Below are 21214 nucleotides of genomic sequence, written 5' to 3' on the forward strand. Positions count from 1 at the left end.
GGGATCTCCTTGACTGATATTGTGGACTAAAAAATACTGCTCTCTGCTTAACTACAGAATGTAGGCACTTCCACCACCATTCATTTCTCCACATTTTGTCGGGGTGCCGACTGCACCCAGAGGGGAGGTGGCTCCCCTCTGGACACCCCCAGTTCTTTAATCGCGAAGTAGCATACTTAGACCGGGCAGATAAAACCTATCGGCCAGAGCGGGCGTCCTGCCCGCACTGGCCGGAGCCGTCATCCATGACGCCTCTACGCTTTTACTTAATCTGCCCGGCCTCAGTATTTCGCAATACAAAGAACCAAATAAAAAGCAGGTTGTTTTAATCTGATAATAGAATTTATCCCTTACTGTCATACCGGCCTTGAGCCGGTATCTTCTAAACAGTCTTTCACGGCTGACTAGTCTTTTTAAAACAGGAATGCTGCTCAGGAGATCCCGGATATTTCCTGCGGAAATTCGAGATGACGATGATTTATTAGAATCATAAAATATCCTGTCATCCCGGAAAGGACGCAGTACTTATCCGGGATCTCCATCGTGCAATCGTAGGCTGTAAAAGCACACCTGTTCAGGCATTCAACTTCCAAAAACTGTCTTATTTGAATCTACCCTTCATACCAGTTTTGAACTAGCGTCACCTGCGGATACTCCAGGTCGATATTCCAAGCCGGTTTATAGTTAGTAGAACAGCAGGCCAAGTGAAAGAGCCAGTGATATCACGCCCAATCCGCACATTTCATATGCTGATTTTTTATTAATGGTGAAAGGGTGTGTCGTGAAGTACTTTTCGAGTTGTTGAAGAACGTTAATGATTGTCGTAGCTGAAAAGCTGCCCTTAAAATTAAACGATGATTCGTTTTTTGAATCCTTGAATTCATATCCAATGGCGCCGGGCAGGGTTGGCACTTTGATAATTCCGGGTTGCTCACAATAATTCAGCTGGTTATGAGCCAATGCATTTTTAAGTGCCGGCGAAAGGTCATCAGCCAGACCTATAACCTGGTATGACCGCCTTAGTTGCCAGCATTTAGCACCTAGATAAATGATTAGCGCCAGCAGTATAATTTCTTTGCCTTCTACACTACTGGTTTGCCAAACTCGAATTGCTTCCCGCACTGCTAGAACCAGGTTTATCAGCAGGGCAAAGCTGAACAGCAGACCGCTTGAGACAATAAAAGGCCGTTTGGTGGAAAGTACCCGCCAGCCCAAATAGATATAATAAAGCGACATTGCGAGTAGAAATAGTGCTGCGATTTGTTTCATACAGGACTCCTTGTCAGATGGAATCGGCCTGAATGATCAGGCCAGATGTTAACTAGCAGACTGTGTTCCTTGTCTGCCTGAACGCGGGCGATATACCACCCCGGTAGATTAATAGTTACCGGGATGAATATAAGTGCCAGGTTTTTCCTTATAAACCGAGTTGTGTTTTTCCCTGCTCAAATACAATATCAACCGGAATACTGGCCGCTTTTAATCGGGCCAGATCGGCTTCCAGTTGAGGCTTAATAATACCTTTATCCGCAACCAGCTCAGCTACGCCATCGTAATCGCCATTGCCTTGCAGGGTAAGGATGAGCTCAGATAAGGAAGAAACCGCTTCCGACATTTTATCCATATTTACGCTGTACAGGCCGTCTTCATTGCGGTCAAAAGCGCCCATGGTGGCGAAATAGTTAAACCGAATCATATTGGCCTTGCCGTGGGCACTGGATGCACCAAAGCGCACTGAACGGAAGATACCCGCCATAAAGGTAACGTAATAATCTTCCAGGGTGCCCTCGGTTATTTCACCTTTTTCCAACAGGCTCTGGACCATGTACAGACCCAGAATATCGGCTTTTCCTTCTTCCAGTGCCGAGGCGTGCTCTTTAAGAGCAGCCCGAACGGTGCCTTTATCGGTAATAGTGTTTTTGATCCCCAGACCATGGGCCACCTCGTGGAACATGGTGTTGGCAAAAAAGGCGTTAAAGGTAATGTGTTCGCGTTGTTCAGGGGCAATTAGTACCTCTGAAATGGGCTTAAGAATATGATCAAACTTGGCCTGCATCGCATTTTTCAACTGCAGGCGGCGGGTGCCTTTAGCAAGCTGAACCCGCTCATCATTGGGCAGGTTGATGGCGATGGTTTTGCTACCGGCATTTGAGTGCCCGGCATAATAAATCACATCATAAGCATTAAGATCGGCATCCGATCCGGGAGTTTCCTGCTTGTAGGCCTCATCGACTGGCAATCCTTCTTGTAGCTCAGGCAGGAATTGAGCATATTTTGCTAATCGCTCGCTCCACGCCATATCTTTGATTAGTACATAAGATTCAAAGGCGGCGCGATAGCCATAGAGTTGGTCTTCATAGGTTTCGATGGGGCCAATCACCAGCTCAATGGGGTTGGTCTTCATATCCATCCAGGCCATGTCCGATGCGTAATAATCATCGCTCAGCAACGCTTCGGCACGCAGTTTCAGGTAGTTTGCGAAGGTCTCATTATCTGCCAGTTCAGATGCCTGTTTAAGTAAAGCTGCGGCTTTTGTCAGCTCTGCCTGATATTTCTCAGAATAGGGCGTGGCAGTTAAATCGCCGCTTTCAGTGCGTTCGACCACTGAGTAGAGGCCATCTTTATCGGCAAACTCGGCCGCTGCGAACTCCGCTTTGGTCATGTCCTGAGGGTAAAACTCAGCGCCGGCGGCTTTTTCGCCGTAGCCACTCAGGTACGGCGCATCACCATTTAAGCGATCCCAGGGACCATAGTTAATGGCCGCAAAAGCTTTGAGTTCCTCATTGCTAAACTGCTGCAGAAATGCTTTTTTATCGCCAAAAAAGGCCTGTTTCCAGAACAGGTCATCCATAATTTCAGAGGCGTCTATTAACTTGCTGAGCATTTGTTTTTGGTTATCACTCAAGTGGGATAAATCAGCCGTTAGCGGGACCTGGTGATAGATCCCCAGGCGACTGTCATCAACCAGCAATTCGGGCGCCGTTGCCTGAGTTGTTGATTGCGGTGACTGTGGCTCTGAACAACCAGCGAAAAGAAGTGAACTGGCCAGGGCGGTGAGGGCAAATGTTTTTTGCAGTGCTTTGCGCATATTGATTCGTCCGTCGTTTAATAAAAGTTGTTGTTATTGTTTAGCATTTTTATCCGTGAAACTGATTCTACCGCTATCTTTAATTTCGCAGGGCAATTTTTAATTAGCTGCCCGGGCGGTGAAAAGCAGAAACTCTCCCTAGCATAACCAAGCCGTAAAGCAGATGCTATACTCAGTTAAGCAACTAAATTTCTTTTGCCGACCGCACGAAAATTCCCTGAAAGTCATTTTTTCTTTATCCGGACTGGTCGCATGACAGAAATTTGAACTATGTTATGGTTATACAACAGCAACAAACATTGATTTTCAACAATATAAAAGGCAGCGCGCTCCGTTACTGTTAACCGCAACGGATGCGAGAACACACTGACCATCGACAAAGGTAGGAATATGTCTACACAAAATGCGCTACTCACCATTCTGGTTGAAAAGATTAAAAACGATACGTTGGTGCTGCCAACGTTACCCGCTGTGGCGTTAAAAGTGCGCAAAGCCGCAGATGATCCGGATATCAACTTACAGGATATGGGTGAGGTGATTGGCCAGGATCCATCGCTGAGTGCGAGGATGATCAAGATTTCAAACAGTGCCTACATGGGGCGAGCGGTTAAAGTAACCTCTATCTCGCAGGCTGTTACCCGCATTGGTCTGAGACAAATCAAAAACATTTCAACCGCGCTGGCAATGGAACAACTGTTCGTTTCAAAAAACGAGCTGGTTGGCGAGTACATGAAAAAAGAATGGGCAAACACCGTCGAAGTGGTGGCCAATGCCATGGCAGCACTGCAAATGTATATAGCTCGCACGAAAAAGCGCGACCTTAGCATTGATACCATGACGCTGATGTCATTAATTCACAGTATTGGTGTATTGCCTATTTTGACCGAGGCGGAGCGTCACACTGAGGTTTTTGCCAGTCCAAGTTTCCTCGATGACGCCATTGACAAACTGGCCCCTAAAGTGGGCGGTAGCATTATGCGAAGCTGGGAGTTTGGTGAAGACTTTGTTGTGGTAGCTGAGCGCTGGCACGATCTGGCTTATATTCCTGAAAAGCTCGGCTATATCGACTTTGTCAGAGTGGGCGCGGCATTAGCCGGGCAGATAGACAGTAAAAAAGACGCCGTCCTTAACCTGGCCATTCAGCGTGGCGTGGTGGAAGATGTAAACTCATTGCTGTCTGACGACTTTGCTGAAATGCGGGCGGCGGCTAAGCAAATCTTTGCCTGATCCCCGGGGGCCAGTTTAACGGCCCCGTTTATATTTTTAAGACTTCGCCGGCTGTTTCCATTGAGGATGCAGCCAAAGCGTTATTACTCCCGCAAGTAGCCCCCAAACCGGTGCACTAATTCCTGCCAGGCTTAATCCTGACGCACTGCATAGCAAGGTGAGTATTGCTCCCTGCCTGAATTGCGCATCCTGCAAACAGCGCAACAAGCTTGACTGTAGGGTGGATAACAGCGCAATGCCCGCCAGTAAGCTGGTTACCACCTGCGGCATCTGAGTAAAAATCAATGTAATGGTGACCGCAAACAGGCCGGCAAGACAATAGCCAACCCCGGCCACTACGCCTGCCAGATAACGCTTGGCCGGGTTTTCATCCACATTGTCGGCCATGCAAATAGCAGCGGTTATCGCCGCCAGGTTAATCATGAAACCGCCAAACGGGGCACTCAAAAGCTGCACCAGTGCGATGCCAGTTAATACAAACCGGTTGTCTGGCTTATAGCCATGGCTGTGTTGAATACTGATCCCCGGCAGGTTTTGCGACAAGGTAGTAATGAGAAAAAGCGGCAGACCAATACAGATAAGTGCGGCGCCATTGAAAGCCGGCATAACCCACTCTAGCGCCGGCAGGGCAAAGCGGATTGGCTTGCTGCTGGTGCCGGTTAGCATCAGTGCGGCCAACGCTGCAACCACCAGTAAAACCAGCATCAGGTAACGGGGAAACCAGCGACTGCCAAGCAGGTAAATCAGAATAAACAGCATACTCAGCAACGGATAGTCCTGAGCGCTGCTAAAAACACCCAGACAGTAGGGCAGTAAGATGCCTGCCAGCATAGCGGCGGATAGTGCCGGGGGAATACGTTCAATGCCGCGCATCAGTAAACGACTGCGTGCAGCCAAAAGGCTAAGGAGCCCGGCAAATAAAAAGGCACCGGTAATCTCAGCCAGTGAGAAATCACCTGCGGTAGAAATTAAAAAAACTGCGCCGGGCGTCGACCATGCCGTAATCACCGGCATTTTAAAACGCCACGAAAAAAACAGGGTGCTCAGGCCCATTGCCAGACCAAGCACCAGTAACCAGCTTATCAGTTGAGATTCGCTGGCGCCGGCCTGTCTGGCCGCTTCGATCACTATAACCACCGAGCTACTGTAACCCACAATTACAGAAGTGGAGCCGGCGGCTATATGACTAAGCTGAAGCGAGCGATTGTGTTTCATGGCCAAATTTACCTGTGTATTTAATTATTCTTGTGCGTTATAACGTACAAGTAAAGTTAATATAGCATTGTGCGCTATAGCGCACAACTGGTGGGCCAATCAATTGTCAGTGTGAAGGTCTGAACAAAAGTCGTTTCTATTCGTTGGGGCAGGGTTTACTGTGATCGATTGATGTATACTGTCAGCACAGGCAGCAGCTAATTGCCAAAACTCCCAATCAAACCTAAAGGAAACCGCCGATGCTTAAGGACAAGCAATGAGTCAGCAGATATCACCAGCCAACCGCATTATAAGTCTTGATGCGCTGCGAGGCGTTGCCTTGCTTGGCATTCTGATGATGAACATTATTGCTTTTGCGTATCCTAGGGCGCTTTATGATAATCCTTTCGCACTGGGGCCGTTAAGCCCCGTAAATGAGTGGCAGTGGTTCCTGGCAGAGGTGTTCTTCGCAGAAAAATTTTACGCCTTGTTTGCTGCTTTATTCGGCGCAGGTATTGCCATGATGGCAGAGCGCCAGCCCGATCCCATAACTGCTAAGCAGGTGCACTATCGTCGTATGTTCTGGTTGTTGCTGATTGGCTTGCTGCATGCCTATGGTTTGTGGTGGGGAGATATTCTGGTGACCTACGCTATTGGCGGCATGCTGATATTTAAGTGCAGAAATTGGTCGGTGAAAAAGCTATTCGGCTTTGGCTTGTTCCTGCAAAGCATTCTGATGCTGTTGTTATTGCTGGTGTACTACTCCTGGGGCGGCATGTCTGACGGCGAGCAACAGGAGGTTATTCACAGTATCAGCCCGCCATTGGCACAGCTCCAGCAAGAAATAGCCGCCTATCAGGGCAACTGGTGGCAAAGGGCGTCTATGCGGGTTGATACAACACTGGATTTTCATGTTAATGCGCTGATCGCAGTGGAGTTTCGCATGTGCGGCTTAATGCTGGTCGGCATGGCGCTGTACAAGCTCGGAATTTTAACCGCGAGCCGCTCGCTTAAATTTTACCAGCTAAATGGCATACTGGGCGTAATTATCGGCGCTTTGATATGTGGGGCGGGGGCTATGCTGAGTAAACAGAATGGTGTGGTGATACCTGAGTTTATGACTGTGTATCGTTTACCCAATTACTGGGGCGCACTGTTTTTAGCCTGGGGATATGTGTGCCTGGTAATGTGGCTGGTGAAAGTCGCCGGCAATAACTGGCAAGCTGCGGTGATAAATTATCTGGCGCCGGTAGGGCAAATGGCGTTGACCAATTACCTGCTGCAAACGCTGCTCTGTTGTGCCATTTTTTATGGCTGGGGGCTGGGTTTATTTGGTGAGTTACAACGTAGCTCTCTTACCCTGATCGTTTTGGCTATATGGGCCGTGCAGCTGGGCCTCTCACGCTGGTGGCTTAACCGCTTCACCAGTGGGCCTATGGAGCGAATATGGCGCAACCTGACCCAACGCCGCTGGCAACCAGTGCTGCAGCGCAGGGCCCGGCAGGCTGTTTAACTGTCTTTATCGAGGTCCAGCGCTTCGCTCAGGAAATTAACAAAGGCGCACATCTCAGCAGACATCAGACTGAACTCTGCGTCCAGGCGAGCTGCTACCTGATCCTTAGGAATATCCTGGGTTTCTTCTTTGATCCGGTCGGTAAACTTAATGCGTTTTATTGAACCGTCTTCCTGAATGACCGCTTCCAGTGTTTCATCGAAATCGAAAGCCACTTTCTGTACCAGCTTACCGGCATCCAGGTGGAGCTGAATTTCTTCGCTGTCCAGCGGCTGATTTTTACAGCGAATAACGCTACCTACTTCATCGGTAGATTTAAACTCGGCTTCTTCCAGTAACTCAATTTTGGCGGGTGGCTTATCGGTTAACCAGTGAGTCAGTTCACTTTGCAGGCTGTGACGAACCAGCGGAACTACCGGCAAAGAACCCAGGGCCTTACGGACCATGGCCAGAAACGCTTCGGCTTTGCCGTCGGCGCTGGCATCCACAATCACTAAATTATCAGCAATTGAGATAAAACCGTTGGTATAAGAGTTCTTCACAAAGGCCTGGGGCAGCAGGCGGGTAATAATTTCCTGCTTCAGATCCGACTGAGCTTTTTTACCCACCGGTGAGCCGGTTTCTGCCTCAATCTGGGCGACTTTGTCGGCCAGCTCTGAATTGACTACGGAAGAAGGCAGTAAGCGTTCCTGTTTCTTCAGCGTGATCCAGTAACGCAACTGAGTCTGGTGGAATAGCAGGGTGTTCTGGCCGGCGTCGTGTAACGGCGAGACAAAGCCCATGGTGGCACTTTCCTGGCTGCCACAGGGGCGAAAGGCGAGTTCATTTAACGCCGTTTGTAATTCATCATCATTGAGGGCCAGCGGCTGGGTGAGCCGGTAGGCTTTTATATTCTTAAACCACATAAAGAAGATCTGTCATTTTGAAAAGGCCGAAAGGTTAGCAGTGCGCTGGTAACTGCGCAACTACTGCAGGTGATTTTGCCGGCCGCAGAATGTGTATCAGGTTCGGGCCGGGAAGCGGATTTCGTAGCGCAGGCCCTGGCCAGGTTCACTGCTGGCTTCGATATTGCCGTCGAGCGCCTGGGTAACCAGGTTATACATAATGTGAGTGCCCAGTCCGCTACCACCCTGGCCGCGTTTGGTGGTAAAGAACGCATCAAAAAGGTGGCCAAGTTGATCGGTCGGGATACCGCAGCCATCGTCCTGGTAGGATAGTAAGACGTCTTCACCGACCTGTTGCACGGCAATATCAATGTGGCCATCGGGCTTGTTTTCAAAGCCGTGAATAATGGAGTTCATGATCATATTGGTGATGATCTGGGCAATAATGCCGGGCGCTGAGCGGATATACAGGTCATCCGGGCACTGTATATTTACTTTGTGCTGGGTGTGCTTAAACGACGGGCCAAGTGATTGCAAAATCTCATGCAGGTAATTATTTAAATTAAATACCCGCTCTGCCTCGCTGGTCTGGTCTACCGCGACTTGTTTAAAGCTGGTGATCAGGTCAGATGCGCGGTTTAAGTTTGTCAGCAACAGATTAGTGGTTTGTTCCGCCTCATCCAAAAACGAGGCCATGGTTTTATTCGTGAGGGATTGATCCTCATAGTTTTTGCGTACTTCAGCCAGGCGCTCATTAAGGAAACTGGCGGCAGTAACGCCAACGCCGAGTGGCGTGTTTACATCGTGGGCAATACCGGCTACCAGACCGCCCAGCGAGGCCATCCGCTCTGACTCAAGCAGCTGATCCTGAGCCAGCTTAAGGTTTTCCATGGACTGGGCCAGTTCTTTGTTTTTATCCCGCAGCACGTTTTCGATGTACTGACGGTTTTCGTTTTCCTGGCGAAGCTCACGCTGATTAGCAATAAGTTCGTCTTTCTGGCGCTCCAGGTCCAGCATGATCTGACTCAGCGAAGCGGTTTTCTTAGCCACTTCCTGTTCCAGCAAAAGATTCTGGTCGTCGAGTTTTTTATTTACCCGCTGCAGCTCACTTTGCGTGTTTTTCAGCTGTTGCTGGGAGACAATCAGATCATCAATTACCTGATTATAGGAATATTGCAGCAGGCGCAGTTCGTTTTCGTCGTCCAGGGTTAAGTAGATTTTCGACTGCTCCGGGTTATCCGGATTAAACGCACTCATTTTCTGCGTCACTTCCATTAGCGGATCTGACAGCATGCGGCGAAAGGCGGTCATAAACAAAAACACCAGAAAAGCGGTTTTAACAATCGCGTTGCCGATTAAGAAGAAAATTCCCACTTCGATACGGCCGAAAATAATATCGAAGTTGGAGTACAGGGTCACATCGCCCACTGTGGAGGCACGGTTGGAGAATTCAAAAATCAATGGAAAGCTGTAACTGAACAGGCCGCCGTCATGATCCTCCAGTTCGCCGCTGGTGAAGGGCGCGCGAATTTGCGCAATGGTCACGCCTAAATCAGCGATGTAATCACCATTCTCATCGCGAATTTGTACGCCGGTAACTATGGGTAGTTCCATGAGTCCTTCGGCAATCGACTGCGCCTGAGGGATGTTAACTTCCCATATGGCTCGGGTAAGACTGGTGGAGAACGTGTTTTTCAGGGTCTGAAGTTCAGATTCAATGTGGCTTTTGGTGCTGAGGTATTCAGTAAAAATCTGGCCAACGGTCACAATGAAAGTCAGAAAGAAGTATACCGACAACACGCGTGTTAGTAGCTTTCTCGACAATCCTGTCTGAACCGACGCCATCTGATACCTATCTAATAATACTGATGAGTTTTTGAACTCTTTCAAGAATATGTGTTAATTGCTGAATAGACAAGTTCTTAGCCCGAGTTCTTAATGATTAGCGCAATGACCTGATAGCCTTCATATTACGCCAAGCTTTTTTATATTCAAATCATCTTTACATTTTCGCTAACATTTATTTGCCCAGGTAAGTTATCGGGCATATTTATTTACGCAATCATCCCAATAAATCAGGTAATCGCAGTCACAAACTTGACATATAAATGTAATCGTTTAATAAAATTGTCACACACCCTGATAATAATAGCGGCGTTTTGTTATGAGCTGGAAAAAATCTATGTCAAGAAGAGTCTTGTTGGTAGAGGATGAAGCGCCTATTCGCGACATGCTATCTTTTGTGCTGGAACAGTCGGGATTTGAGACTATCGAAGCCGAAGATTACGATATCGCGCAACAAAAGCTGATAGAACCTTATCCTGATTTAATTTTGCTGGACTGGATGCTACCCGGTGGTAGCGGCGTTCAACTGGCCAAAAGCCTGAAGCAACATGAGTTTACCCGGGATATTCCGGTAATCATGCTGACTGCTCGCGGTGAGGAAGACGATAAAATCCGTGGTCTGGATGCCGGTGCGGACGATTACATTACCAAACCGTTTTCGCCCAAGGAGCTGGTGGCTCGTATCAAGGCAGTGATGCGCCGTGTTACACCCACCTCAAATGAGCAACCCATTGAATTCAATGGCCTTAAGTTAGAGCCTATCTCACATCGGGTAATGGCCAATGACGAAGCGCTGGATATGGGGCCTACAGAATACAAGTTACTGCACTTTTTCATGACGCATCCGGAGCGGGTGTATAGCCGTGAGCAATTGCTCGACAATGTTTGGGGAACCAACGTTTACGTTGAAGATCGTACGGTAGATGTGCATATCCGCCGTTTACGCAAAGCCATTGGTGGTCAGGGACACGACGCCATGATCCAAACGGTCAGAGGCGCAGGTTACCGTTTTTCAACTAAGCTTTAATTTGATTTCATCTTTGGGGTAGGTATAGTCTGCCCCATCGTCAGCGCGCAAGAAAGGAACAACCGGGATGTATTACCCCTTTTCGTGGATAAAGTCAGTTGCGCGACTCGTCCTGTTTCTTATCTTCTTTGCGATTATCGGCTGGTATGTGGAAGATATGCTGCTGGCTGTAGCCATGGGCGCCACAGGCTTGTTGCTGGTTAACTACTGGCAGTTATTCAAATTAAACCGCTGGTTGTGGCACAGCCGTAAGATGTCGCCACCCTCGGTCAGTGGATTATGGGAACATATCTACGAAGGGATTTACTACCTGCAGAGGCGTAACCGCAACAAACGCAAGGAGTTGGGCGCGCTGGTTAAACGCTTTCGCGAGGGTTCTGAAGCTTTGCCCGATGCTGCGGTGGTGGTGGATTCCAAAGCCTGTATTATCTGGTGCAACCGCCTGGCCCGCCTGGAGCTGGGCTTGCGTTGGCCGTCTGATGCGGGGCGGCGACTGGATAACCTTATCCGGCACCCTGAATTTATCGAGTATTTTCATGCCGGGAAATATCATTTTCCGATTGAAGTACCGTCACCGCTCAACCCGTTAAAATCTTTCGAATACCGGATCATGCCCTATGGTGAAGAGCACTTGTTGCTGATTGCCCGGGATGTCACGCGTCTGAGCCAGCTCGAGGAAATGCGCAAAGACTTTGTCGCCAACGTTTCCCACGAATTACGTACGCCACTCACGGTTATCAACGGCTACCTGGAAATACTGCCGGATGCCGATGAACAGCTTAATCCGTTTGTGAAAAAAGCTTATCTTGAAATGAGTACCCAGACTCAGCGTATGCAGAGCCTGATTGAAGACCTGCTGGTGTTATCCAGAATTGAAGCAAGCTCCGAGCGCGTGTACGAAAACACTGTGGATATGGCGGCGATGCTTAATCAGGTGAAAATTGAAGCCGATGCGCTGAATAAAGACAAACACCACACCATTGAGTTTCACCTGACTCCCGGAGTGCGTATTTACGGTATTGAAACCGAACTGCGCAGTGCGTGTTCCAATCTGATTTTTAATGCCATCAACTATACGCCGGAAGGCGGCAACATTGACGTGTACTGGTCGGTTACCAAAGCCGGCGTGCGGTTTGCCGTAAAAGATAACGGTGATGGTATAGAGCAGCGCCACCTGTCGCGCCTGACCGAACGTTTTTACCGGGTGGATAAAGCGCGCTCACGAAAAACCGGCGGCTCGGGGCTGGGCTTATCCATTGTAAAACACGTGCTGAATCATCATAATTCAAAACTTCAAATCACCAGTCGGGTAGGGCAAGGCAGCGAATTCTTTTTTGAATTTGATGCCGAGATGATTGCCAGCCAGGAGTAATATGCACAAGTTTGCTTTTCTGTTACTGCTTATCGGAGTTGCCGTAAGTGCTGTAGCCAGTGAAACCGGCTACGAGCGCAAGCCCGGTGTGGCAGGTAATATTACCTCTGTGGGCTCCGACACCCTGGCTAACTTAATGACCCTGTGGTCTCAGGAATTTAAAACTCTCTACCCGGATGTGACCTTCCAGATCCAGGCATCAGGTTCTTCTACTGCGCCGCCAGCGCTTACCGAAGGTACCGCGACCATTGGCCCTATGAGCCGTGATTTAAAGCCCAGTGAGCGGCGCGCGTTTATCCAGGCCCATGGTTACCCGCCTACGGTGATCAAGGTAGCCATCGATGCCATTGCTATTTTTGTTGAACACCGTAATCCGCTTGAAGGATTAACCCTGCAGCAGGTGGATGCCATTTTTTCCGTTACCCGTTATTGCGGCGCAGAGGAACGCATCACCAAATGGTCGCAGTTGGGGATCAGTGACTATGGCGATTCGGCACCAATAAGGTTATTCAGCCGAAACTCGGTGTCGGGTACCTACGGCCTGTTTAAGATTATGGCGTTATGCGACGGTGATTTTACCAAATCGGTTAACGAGCAGCCGGGCTCTGCCTCGGTGGTCTTATCTGTTGCGTCCAGTAAAGGCGGTATGGGATATGCCGCGTATGGGTATAAAACGGCCGGAGTGAAAGCGCTGCCGTTAGGGCATAGCCCTGATAACCTGGTGCCGCTGACCAGCAAAACTGTGCAAAATGAAACCTATCCTTTCAGCCGGTTTTTGTATCTGGTGGTAAATAAAGCTCCCGGCGAGCCATTGCCCAAACTGGAGAGTGAATTTTTGCGTTACGTGCTGTCCCAGCGCGGCCAGCAGCAGGTAGCGCGTGATGGCTACTTCCCTATTCGTGAAGATATGCTGAACCGCCAGATGCGGGTTATTGGTGGAGCGGAGGCCTATTAATGCAAGCGCAGTGGAAGCAGTGGGTACTAACCAATCTGTTACGCAATGTACCGGTAACGCAGCTTTATACCACGTTGCTGGGCGAAGGGTTTGCCCACGCTGAAATTGTCGCGCTGCTGGGAAATAACCTGCCTCCCGCGCAGCAACAGTCGCTGGCCCGCCAATATGCAGCGCGCTACCCCCAGCCGAAATTTATAGCAAAGGGGCTGCCCGGCAATGTACAGCCCGACAATATACAAATAGTAGAAGCCGAGCAGGCACAGCTGTATGTGGTGAAGGATTTCCTGGCGTTGCCGACCTGTGAAAACATCGTGGCGCTGAGTAAACAGCATCTCCGGCCATCCACTATTACCACAGCCAGCACTGAGGCAGATACCGCTTTCAGAACCTCGAGCACCTGTGACTTGGTTAGCCTCGACAGTGAGATCGCCCATCAGGTATCTGCGCACATTATTGATTATTTTGGTTTTGCCAAAGGCAATAACGAGCCTATCCAGGCTCAGCACTATGCGCCTGGTCAGCAATTTAAAGCCCATACGGATTATTTTGAACCCGGTACCAGTGAATACCGCCAGTTTGCCAGTCAGCTGGGACAGCGTACCTGGACATGCATGGTGTATCTGAACGAAGTTGAGGCGGGTGGCGAAACTGAATTTGTTAAACTGGGTAAGTCGTTTACCCCCCACCCTGGTACGGCGGTGATCTGGAATAATTTATTGCCGGACGGGCGACCTAATGCCAATACCCTGCATCATGCCCATCCTGTCATAAAAGGTGAAAAAGTGGTTATCACCAAGTGGTTCAGAGAGGCAGTCTGACCACTGTCATAATTCACCCGAAAATTGTCCATAAGCCCGCAACCGCGCCAGTGCCGGCGGTTTTGCCACTTCAAGCTAGTGTTTAAAAAACAATCATCTACTGACAAATAAGAAACTTTTGTTACAGCCAGATAGTGTAACAAAAGTGTCATTCAAGTCCGGTAGTCTTCTCAGCCATTGAAATAATGACATAAAGTGGTTTTGGAGAATTTTAATGGCTATAAAGCACACATTCAGAGCATCAGCCATTGCAACTGCACTCATTCTGGCAGGTTGTGGTGGGGATATTAATATCAACGAAGGTGATGTGGTAACGAATCCTGCACCAACACCTACGCCAACCCCTACACCAACCCCAACGCCTACACCCACTCCAACGGGTGCAGAAAACCCGTTAGATCAGGGCCTGGCCACTGATGTGTCTTCAGAGTTTCCTGAAATCACCGATAAGCCGGTTTATCGCCTGAACGAAAACGTTGAGTTTAACGAAGAAACCACGCTGACTGCTAATGCACACTGGGTGCTGGACGGTCGTGTTGCTGTGGGTGGCGATGATGAAAACTCTACTGTGCTTAACATTGAAGCCGGCACCACTATTTTTGGTGAAGAAGGCGAAGACTTCTTAGTCGTCCGTCGTGGTTCACAAATCATGGCCGAAGGTACCGCTGCTGAGCCAATCATCTTTACTTCAGTACAGGACGTTACCGGTCAGGAAACTGATATCGGTCAATGGGGCGGCCTGGTACTGCTGGGTAAAGCGCCGGCCAACTCTTGTGGTGATACCGAAGGTAACGCGACCCAGGACGAACTGAATAACTGTGGTGTCTCTGCCGAGGGTGACGCGGGTCAGTTCGGTGGTAACAACCCAACTGATAACTCAGGTGTACTGCGCTACATCGTGGTTAAGCACGCAGGCCGAACTTTAGGTAACGGCGACGAACTGAACGGCATCAGCTTTGCGGGTGTAGGTTCAGGCACCGAAGTCGATTACATTCAGGTTCACCAGAACCTTGACGATGGTGTTGAGTTCTTTGGTGGTACCGTGAACGTTAAACACGTTGTGCTGACTGACAACGGTGACGACAGCTTAGACTGGTCATTTGGCTGGACAGGTTCTGCCCAGTTCGTTTATATCCAGCAAAACAGCGAAAACGGCGATAACGCCATCGAAGCAGACAACAGCGAGTTCGACGCAGCTGCTACCCCATTAACTCAGCCTAACATTGCTAACGTGACTATCGTTGGTGATGCGCAAACTAACGGTGTGCGCTTACGTGCGGGTACTGCCGGCTTCCTGACTAACGTGTTAGTAACCGGTCCTACAGGTTATCAAAACTGTCTGCGCGTAAACGGCTCTGAGTCTCAGGAGCTGGCTGCGGACGGTGAACTGGCTATCACCAACTCAATTGTTGCCTGTGAAGATGCCAACAACAACTTTGGTAGCGACACTATCGGTACCATGACCACTGCTGAGTGGTTTGCCTCACAGTCTGGCAACCAGGTGCTGACACCTGCTGAACTTGGCCTGAGCGATGACGGTTACACGCCTGCTCAAGGTTCTGTATTGCTGACTTCAGGTTCTGATCCTACCGCATTGCACAGCAGCTTTGATTCAGCTAACTACGTAGGTGCGTTTGACGGCGCAACTAACTGGATGTCTGGCTGGACATCAGGTGTTAACGGTGGTTTCCCTGCGGATGTGGATAACGCTTTTGAGCAAGGTTTAGCGCAGGACGTTTCTGCTAACTTCCCGGAACTGACTGACAAGCCGGTTTATCAAATCGACGAAGACGTGGTATTTACTGCCGACGTTACCCTGACTAACGATGCGCACTGGGTATTAACCGGTCGTACTGCGGTAGGTGGCGATAACGAAGACTCTGCTACTTTATTCATCGAGAATGGCACCACTATTATCGGTCAGCAGGGTGAAGACTTCCTGGTCGTTCGTCGTGGTTCTAAGATTGAAGCACTGGGTCTGCCTGGTTCACCTATCACCATGACCTCTGTACAAGACGTAACAGGTCAGGAAACCGGTATTGGCCAATGGGGCGGCCTGGTATTACTGGGTAACGCACCGGCTAACTCTTGTGGCGATACTACTGGTGACGCTACTGAAGACGAACTGGCTAACTGTGGTGTAGCAGCTGAAGGTGACGCAGGTCAGTTCGGCGGCAACAACCCGGAAGATAACTCAGGTACTATTCAGTACGTAGTGGTTAAACACGCTGGCCGTACCTTAGGTAACGGTGATGAGCTGAACGGTATCAGCTTTGCGGGTGTAGGTTCACAAACTAACGTTCACCATATTCAGGTTCACCAGAATCTGGACGATGGTATCGAATTCTTCGGTGGTACTGTTAACGTTCGTTATGTTGTACTGACCGACAATGGCGATGACTCTTTCGACTGGTCATTCGGCTGGACAGGTAAAGCACAGTTCGTTTATATCCGTCAGGACTCTGAAGGTGGTGATAACGCTTTTGAATCTGACAACAGCGAATTCGACGCTTCTGCCACACCGCTGACTAACCCGACGGTAGCTAACGTAACTATCCAGGGTGCAGCAATGACAAACGGCGTACGCTTACGTGCCGGTACTGCAGGTGCTCTGTATAACTTCGCAATTACCGGCCCTGAAGGCTACAGTAACTGTCTGCGCGTAAACGGTGACGAGTCTCAGGCTCTGGCCACTGCGGGTAGCCTGTCGATTGCTAACTCAGTAGTCGCTTGTGCTGCAGCCAGCAACTTCGGTGATGCTTTTGCTGAATCATGGTTTACTGCAGGTAATAACAACCAGGTACTGACTTCTGCCGACCTTAACTTAGGTACCATGGGCCGCATGCCAGGTGCAGGTTCTGCGCTGTTAGGTGCTGGTGCAGACGTAGCTGATGTTGAAGACGACAGCTGGTTTGCCTCAACCGATTACATCGGTGCATTTGATGGTCAGAACGACTGGACTGAAGGCTGGGCTTACGGCATGGATCAGTCACTGGTAAGTAACGCCTTTGAACAAGGCCTGGCGACTGACGTGTCTGCCAGCTTCCCTGAAATCACTGACAAGCCGGTTTATCAGCTTGACGCAGACGTTGAATTTAACGCTGACGTTGCGCTGTCTAACGATGCGCACTGGGTATTAACCGGTCGTACTGCGGTAGGTGGTGATAACCAGAACTCTGCAACCCTTTATATCGATGCAGGCACTACGCTAATCGGTCAGCAGGGTGAAGACTTTCTGGTAGTGCGTCGCGGTTCAAAAATCCGCGCCATGGGTACTGCTGATGCGCCAATTGTGATGACTTCTGTACAAGACGTAACGGGTCAGGAAACGGGCATTGGCCAATGGGGTGGTCTGGTATTACTGGGTAATGCACCAGCTAACTCTTGTGGCGACACTACCGGTGATGCCACTGAATCTGAACTGGCTAACTGTGGTGTAGCTGCCGAGGGTGACGCAGGTCAGTTCGGTGGTAACCAACCTGAAGATAATTCAGGCACTATCCAGTACGTGGTGGTTAAATACGCCGGCCGTACCTTAGGTAACGGTGACGAACTGAACGGTATCAGCTTTGCCGGTGTGGGTTCTGGTACTTCGGTTGACTATATTCAGGTTCACCAGAACCTGGACGACGGTATCGAGTTCTTCGGTGGCTCAGTAAGCGTGAAGCACGTGGTACTGACCGCTAACGGTGATGATTCTTTCGACTGGTCATTCGGTTGGACAGGTACTGCACAGTATGTACTGATTAAGCAGGATTCAGCAGGCGGCGACAACGCATTCGAATCAGACAACAGTGAATTTGATGCGTCGGCTACGCCACTGACTAACCCAACTATTGCTAACGTAACTATACTGGGTGCAGATCAAACCAACGGTGTACGTCTGCGTGCTGGTACCGCTGGCTCACTGCATGGCTTTGTAATCACTGGCCCGGCAGGCTACAGCAACTGTCTGCGTGTGAACGGTGACGAGTCTCAGGCTCTGGCTACTGCGGGTGACCTGTCAATCGCTGACTCAATCGTAGCCTGTGAAGCGGGCAGCAACTTTGGTGACCAGTTTGCAGAAGACTGGTTCCTGGCGGATGCCTCAAACATGGTCTCTACCGCTGACCAGCTGGGTCTGGCTGACAACGGTTATATGCCAGCTACCGGTTCGGTACTGTTAGATTCTTCGTTAACCTTCACCGGTAACGACCTGCTGGAAGACACTGACTTTATCGGTGCCATGGACGCCAGCAATGACTGGACGCAGGGATGGGTAACTGTCGGTCTGGATTAATCTGCACCGCGTTTACGTAAAGTCATAAAAAAGGAAGGGCGCCGCATGGCGCCTGACCTGTTGAAAATCCAGCAAAAAATTTGAGTTTCAGTGGAGTTTTAAATAATGAGTTCAACAGACCGTCCAATGCCGTCGATGTCACGGCTTTATAAATCGGTTGCCTTTGCGCTCTGTGCAAGTTCATTACATCCTTTCAGCGCCGCGATTGCGCAGCAGAGTGAACAGGAAGAAGCGCAGGCTATCGAAGAAGTTGTTGCGACGGGTACACGTTTAAAAGGTACGGCAGCAGCGGTACTGCAGGAACGTCAGAATCAGGCGTTCGTTGCCGATATCATGGGCGCAGAACAGATTTCACGTACCGGTGACGGCGATGCCGCATCCGCCCTGCGCCGGGTAACCGGTCTGACCCTGGTAGACGGCAAGTTTATCTATGTTCGTGGTTTGGGTGAACGTTATTCCAGTACCCAGTTAAATGGGATGGGCGTACCGAGCCCGGATCCAACCCGCTCGGTAGTACCGTTAGACTTATTCCCGTCTGACATCATCGAAAGCCTGAATGTACAGAAATCCTTCTCGCCGAATATGCCGTCGCACTTCGGTGGTGGTAACGTAAACATTCGTACCAAAACCATTCCGACTGACTTTATTTTCCGCGTAAGTGGTGGGTTAGGGTACAACACCAATAACTCTGATGATGGTTTCTTTTATTCAGGCGGCGGTGACGACTGGACCGGCCGCGACGATGGCACGCGAGAACTGTCATCAGTCATTTCAGACAGCCTCGACCGGGCACAATCTGACGCCGGTATTCAGGGCTCCAACAGTTATCGTTTAACCCTGGAAGATCGCAAAGCTATGCTGAGCTCGATGTTCTGGGATATCGGCCCTGATCCAAAGAGTGTCGATCCGGATTTTAACCTGGGCATGACCTTAGGGGATAACTACGATACTGATTACGGGGTATTTGGTTTCCTGTCAGCAGTGTCTTATGAAAATGAATGGAACATCAATCAGGGCAGCCAGGGGAATAACCTGGGCACCGTGGGTTGTTCTGACCTGCCGGATCGCTATTCTAAAGACGGCAAATGTTTCGCGCAGTTCTTTGAAGGCGTGGATACCGAACAGCAGGTACGCTGGAGCGGCATGCTTAACCTCGGGTGGGAAATCAACAGTAACCACCGTATCGATATGACTAACCTGATCCTGCACGACATGAGTGACCGGGTGCGGGTACGTGAATTTATCGATATCAATGAAACGGTATTTGGCGAAACTGAATTGCAACGTGTGGACATGCTGTTTGAAGAGCGCCGCATGAACTCAAATCAGATTAAAGGTACCCATAACTTCCCCGAGCTTAACTTCCTGTACCTCGACTGGTACGCCGGCACCAGCCGGGCGCGTCGTTCGGCACCAGGTAGTCTGGATGTGACCTATCAGCAAAACTTTGCAGATGGTGCCTTTGTTGATCAGCAATTGCAGCCTATTGCTGCTACCAGTGTTAACAGAGGTTATCAGGACCTGCGCGACGTAGTGGAAACCTGGGGCTGGAACGCCGGCTATCCGATTATGGCCGAAGGCCTGGAGCTGGAAATTAAAGCCGGTGCCGACTTCTTTGAAAAAGCGCGTAAGGCCGAGAATATTCCAATTAATGTGACTCACCGGGCAATCTCAAGCGATTTCCTGTTTGGTAACCGCATTGATGAGATTTTCTCAGATGAAAACATCAACAATGATGATTTCTACCGCAGCGCAACCGGCGCCAATATCTTAGAGTCAGGTATGGCTGATGGTGATGAGTTCGCGGCCGGGACCAAGATAGATGCTTACTACCTGATGATGGATGCGTTTATCGACAACACCTGGCGGGTAAGCGGCGGTGTTCGCTACGAAGACTTCCGTCAGGTTTCGGTACCGTTTGAGGCACACTCGAACCAGTTTTCTGTGACCCCGGAAGAAATCGAGCAGTTATTCTTTGAGGAAGACGACTTCTTCCCGTCACTGGCGTTAACCTACATGATGGATAACGACATGCAGTTCCGTTTGAACATGAGTCAGACGACCATCCGTCCGGACCTGCGTGACGTAAGTGTTACCTTCTTTATCGACCCGCTGACTGAGTTCCTGGTACGTGGTACGCCACTGCTGCAAAGCTCTAAGCTGGATAACGTCGATTTCCGTTGGGAATGGTATCGTGAAGCGGGCAATAACCTGTCGGTAGCGGTGTTCTATAAGGACATCGAAAAGCCAATCGAACTGATTGAGCTGAACACCGTAGGTGGTGCAGCACCTAACCTGTTAACCGCCAACGGTGAATCAGGTAAGTTGTACGGCCTGGAAGTAGAGTTCCTGCAGGACCTGAGTATTATCAGCAGTGACTTAAGTAACTTCTTCGTGACCGGTAACCTGACCATTTCAGACTCAGAAGTGACGCTGGGTGCGGTAGAAGATGACGTAACCAGTTTGTTTGAAACCCAGTTACTCGATGCGTTAAATGCAACCTCTGCATCGATTACGGTGACCAACAACAAACGTCGCCTGGTAGGCCACTCTGAATGGGTAGCTAACCTGCAGGTAGGTTACGATTCAGATAACGGTGAGCACTCTGCAACCTTAGTTTACAACGCCTTTGGACCACGGATTATCGTGCCTGGTACGCGTGGTAACGAGGATGCCGAAGAGCAGACTTACCATTCACTGGACATGAACTATACCTACTATCCTGACTTCAATACGCGGATTAAATTCAGCATCAAAAACCTGCTGGATCAATCCAAGCAAATTCAACAGGAAGGCTTAAACCTGTTGTTACAGGAAGATGGCGTAGAGTTTGGTTTAAGCTACAGCTACCAGTTCTAAGCAGCATCAGCAAAGGGGCCGTAAGGGCCCCTTTTTACTGCCATATTTATATGACAGATATGTAATAAAACTGTCACAGAAACCCCCTATCCTACCCGCAGCTAATTTAGTGGTCGGTACATCCGATTTCTTGAAAACAAAAGGTTTGAATCT

The 21214-nt window shown here is 49.6% G+C and carries 13 protein-coding genes; 8 read left to right on the plus strand and 5 right to left on the minus strand.

From position 1 onward, the window contains the following. Window positions 1–684: 684 nt before the first annotated feature. Both D9T21_RS04060 and D9T21_RS04065 read right to left on the minus strand, forming a co-directional pair. Entirely contained in the window at window positions 685–1269 is a 585-nt protein-coding gene (locus D9T21_RS04060; RefSeq protein ID WP_123323839.1) for a hypothetical protein, read from the minus strand. Window positions 1270–1417: 148 nt separating this feature from the next. Further along, on the minus strand, window positions 1418–3088 hold the full coding sequence (locus tag D9T21_RS04065) for a dipeptidyl-peptidase 3 family protein (RefSeq protein ID WP_123323840.1): 1671 nt from the start codon (window positions 3086–3088) through the stop codon (window positions 1418–1420). 390 nt (window positions 3089–3478) lie between these two features. Here D9T21_RS04065 and D9T21_RS04070 point away from each other — a divergent pair, with 390 nt between their 5' ends. Then, window positions 3479–4315: an HDOD domain-containing protein gene (locus tag D9T21_RS04070; protein WP_123323841.1), complete on the plus strand. Its 837-nt coding sequence runs from the start codon at window positions 3479–3481 to the stop codon at window positions 4313–4315. 36 nt (window positions 4316–4351) lie between these two features. Here D9T21_RS04070 and D9T21_RS04075 read toward each other — a convergent pair whose 3' ends face one another. Beyond that, complete coding sequence (locus D9T21_RS04075; protein WP_123323842.1) at window positions 4352–5530, minus strand: benzoate/H(+) symporter BenE family transporter; 1179 nt, start codon at window positions 5528–5530, stop codon at window positions 4352–4354. 256 nt (window positions 5531–5786) lie between these two features. On the opposite strand from D9T21_RS04075, the gene D9T21_RS04080 reads away from it, so the two are divergent. Further along, window positions 5787–7022, plus strand: coding sequence for a DUF418 domain-containing protein (locus tag D9T21_RS04080; protein WP_123323843.1), 1236 nt, complete (start codon window positions 5787–5789; stop codon window positions 7020–7022). Here D9T21_RS04080 and rdgC read toward each other — a convergent pair. Together rdgC and D9T21_RS04090 are read right to left on the minus strand one after the other, a co-directional pair. After that, window positions 7019–7927 (minus strand): recombination-associated protein RdgC, encoded by a 909-nt coding sequence (gene rdgC, locus D9T21_RS04085; RefSeq protein WP_123323844.1) that lies wholly within the window; start codon window positions 7925–7927, stop codon window positions 7019–7021. The genes D9T21_RS04080 and rdgC overlap by 4 nt on opposite strands. A gap of 96 nt (window positions 7928–8023) precedes the next feature. Then, a complete protein-coding gene (locus D9T21_RS04090) occupies window positions 8024–9751 on the minus strand; it encodes a sensor histidine kinase (RefSeq protein ID WP_123323845.1) in 1728 nt (575 codons plus the stop codon). A 337-nt stretch (window positions 9752–10088) separates the two neighbouring features. Here D9T21_RS04090 and phoB point away from each other — a divergent pair, with 337 nt between their 5' ends. From phoB to D9T21_RS04120, 6 genes are all read left to right on the plus strand, one after another. Further along, window positions 10089–10778 carry a phosphate regulon transcriptional regulator PhoB gene (gene phoB, locus D9T21_RS04095; protein ID WP_123323846.1) on the plus strand — a complete coding sequence of 230 codons (690 nt, stop codon included), beginning with the start codon at window positions 10089–10091 and terminating at the stop codon, window positions 10776–10778. 67 nt (window positions 10779–10845) lie between these two features. Further along, complete coding sequence (gene phoR, locus D9T21_RS04100; RefSeq protein WP_123323847.1) at window positions 10846–12150, plus strand: phosphate regulon sensor histidine kinase PhoR; 1305 nt, start codon at window positions 10846–10848, stop codon at window positions 12148–12150. Window position 12151: 1 nt separating this feature from the next. After that, a complete protein-coding gene (locus D9T21_RS04105) occupies window positions 12152–13105 on the plus strand; it encodes a PstS family phosphate ABC transporter substrate-binding protein (RefSeq protein ID WP_123323848.1) in 954 nt (317 codons plus the stop codon). After that, complete coding sequence (locus D9T21_RS04110; protein ID WP_123323849.1) at window positions 13105–13923, plus strand: prolyl hydroxylase family protein; 819 nt, start codon at window positions 13105–13107, stop codon at window positions 13921–13923. The genes D9T21_RS04105 and D9T21_RS04110 overlap by 1 nt, the downstream gene beginning before the upstream one ends. A gap of 214 nt (window positions 13924–14137) precedes the next feature. After that, window positions 14138–18202, plus strand: a complete 4065-nt coding sequence (locus tag D9T21_RS04115; RefSeq protein WP_123323850.1) for a hypothetical protein — start codon at window positions 14138–14140, stop codon at window positions 18200–18202. 105 nt (window positions 18203–18307) lie between these two features. Then, entirely contained in the window at window positions 18308–21061 is a 2754-nt protein-coding gene (locus D9T21_RS04120; protein ID WP_123323851.1) for a TonB-dependent receptor domain-containing protein, read from the plus strand. Window positions 21062–21214 lie beyond the last annotated feature (153 nt).

The sequence above is a fragment of the Marisediminitalea oceani genome, assembly GCF_003731635.1.
Taxonomy (GTDB): domain Bacteria; phylum Pseudomonadota; class Gammaproteobacteria; order Enterobacterales; family Alteromonadaceae; genus Alteromonas; species Alteromonas oceani.

Excerpts from the sequence above, each read along its gene's own strand:
- D9T21_RS04060 (WP_123323839.1), bottom strand. The coding sequence starts at position 1,269 with ATGAAACAAATCGCAGCACTATTTCTACTCGCAATGTCGCTTTATTAT.
- D9T21_RS04065 (WP_123323840.1), bottom strand. The coding sequence starts at position 3,088 with ATGCGCAAAGCACTGCAAAAAACATTTGCCCTCACCGCCCTGGCCAGT.
- D9T21_RS04070 (WP_123323841.1), top strand. The coding sequence starts at position 3,479 with ATGTCTACACAAAATGCGCTACTCACCATTCTGGTTGAAAAGATTAAA.
- D9T21_RS04075 (WP_123323842.1), bottom strand. The coding sequence starts at position 5,530 with ATGAAACACAATCGCTCGCTTCAGCTTAGTCATATAGCCGCCGGCTCC.
- D9T21_RS04080 (WP_123323843.1), top strand. The coding sequence starts at position 5,787 with ATGAGTCAGCAGATATCACCAGCCAACCGCATTATAAGTCTTGATGCG.
- rdgC (WP_123323844.1), bottom strand. The coding sequence starts at position 7,927 with ATGTGGTTTAAGAATATAAAAGCCTACCGGCTCACCCAGCCGCTGGCC.
- D9T21_RS04090 (WP_123323845.1), bottom strand. The coding sequence starts at position 9,751 with ATGGCGTCGGTTCAGACAGGATTGTCGAGAAAGCTACTAACACGCGTG.
- phoB (WP_123323846.1), top strand. The coding sequence starts at position 10,089 with ATGTCAAGAAGAGTCTTGTTGGTAGAGGATGAAGCGCCTATTCGCGAC.
- phoR (WP_123323847.1), top strand. The coding sequence starts at position 10,846 with ATGTATTACCCCTTTTCGTGGATAAAGTCAGTTGCGCGACTCGTCCTG.
- D9T21_RS04105 (WP_123323848.1), top strand. The coding sequence starts at position 12,152 with ATGCACAAGTTTGCTTTTCTGTTACTGCTTATCGGAGTTGCCGTAAGT.
- D9T21_RS04110 (WP_123323849.1), top strand. The coding sequence starts at position 13,105 with ATGCAAGCGCAGTGGAAGCAGTGGGTACTAACCAATCTGTTACGCAAT.
- D9T21_RS04115 (WP_123323850.1), top strand. The coding sequence starts at position 14,138 with ATGGCTATAAAGCACACATTCAGAGCATCAGCCATTGCAACTGCACTC.
- D9T21_RS04120 (WP_123323851.1), top strand. The coding sequence starts at position 18,308 with ATGAGTTCAACAGACCGTCCAATGCCGTCGATGTCACGGCTTTATAAA.